This is a genomic window from Corallococcus sp. 4LFB (assembly GCF_046520365.1).
Classification (GTDB): Bacteria; Myxococcota; Myxococcia; order Myxococcales; family Myxococcaceae; genus Corallococcus; species Corallococcus caeni.
In genome coordinates this window covers 1-1,250 of record NZ_JBKGHJ010001020.1, presented here as the reverse complement: position 1 = coordinate 1,250, position 1,250 = coordinate 1, and the positions used below count along the sequence as shown (strand labels likewise).

Sequence of the window (1,250 nt, the reverse complement as noted above, 5' to 3'; positions counted from 1 at the left end):
CGAGCGGCCCGGCAACGTGCCCACGCTGCGGCAGGACCTGGTGGGGCGCGGCCGAGGGAGCTGGACACCCTGCGGCAGTGGATGTCGGAGGGCGCGCGGCTGATCAGCATCCTGGGCCCGGGCGGCATGGGGAAGACGCGGCTGGCCACGCACTTCGGCGCGCTGGAGTCCGACGCGGGCGCGTGGGAGGGCGGCGTCTGGCGGTGCGACCTGGAGGAGGCGCTGACGGAGGACGACCTCTGCCACGCGGTGGGCCGGGCCCTGGGCGTGCCGCTGGCAGCGGACGGCGACGGCAGCACCCCGGCGGAGCGGCTGGGGCGTGCCGCTCGCAGGGGTGCGGCGACGTGCTGGTCATCCTGGACAACGTGGAGCAGGTGGTGCGGCACGTGCCCGCGACGCTGGGCGCTGGCGGGTGCTGGCGCCGCGCGCGCGCTTCCTCGTCACCACGCGCGAGGCCCTGCGGCTGCCCGGAGAGCGCGTGCTGGACCTGGCCCCACTGGGCCTGCCGGACCCGGACGAGACGCGCTGGGACGTCATCCTGCGCTCGGACGCGGTGCGCCTGTTCGTGCAGCGCGCGCGGGAGACGCGCGGCGACTTCATCCTGAGCGACGCGGAGGCGCCCCGCGTCGCGGACATCGTGCGGCAGCTGGATGGCATCGCGCTGGCCATCGAGCTCGCGGCGGCGCGCGTGAGCGTGCGGGCGTGGAGCAGCTGCGCGAGCGGCTGTCGAAGCGCTTCGACCTGCTGCGCGTGGGACACCGGGATGCCCCCGCGCGGCAGGCGACGCTGCGCGGGGCCATTGACTGGTCCTGGAACCTGCTGGAGCCGGCCGAGCGCGCCGCGCTGGCGCAGTGCTCCGTGTTCCGGGGCGGCTTCACGCTGGAGGCGGCGGAGGCCGTGCTGGTGCTGCCGGAGGGCTCGCCGGACGTGCTGGAGGTGGTGCACTCGCTGCGCTCGCAGTCGCTGCTGTGCGCGCGCGAGGTGGGGGCTCCGGGCGGCTTCCTGCGCCTGGGGCTGTACGAGAGCATCCGCGAGTACGCGGCGCTGCGGCTGCGAGAGCTGGGAGACGAGGCCGCGTGCGAGGCCCGGCACGCGGACACGTACCTCCAGGTCGCGGGCCGGCTGCGCGAGCGCGTGCAGAAGACGGGGGGCGCGACGGCGCTGCGGCGGCTGGCGCTGGAGCGCCGTCGGGCGCCATCCTGGAGGGCCGGGACATCGGCACGGTGGTGTTCCCGGACGCGGACGTGAAG

Annotated in this window: 1 pseudogene; it reads left to right on the top strand. The window is 76.2% G+C overall.

The window, feature by feature from the left end:
- Positions 1 to 1,185, top strand: a pseudogene (locus tag ACLEQD_RS43700) (ATP-binding protein); the annotation flags it as partial.
- Positions 1,186 to 1,250 lie beyond the last annotated feature (65 nt).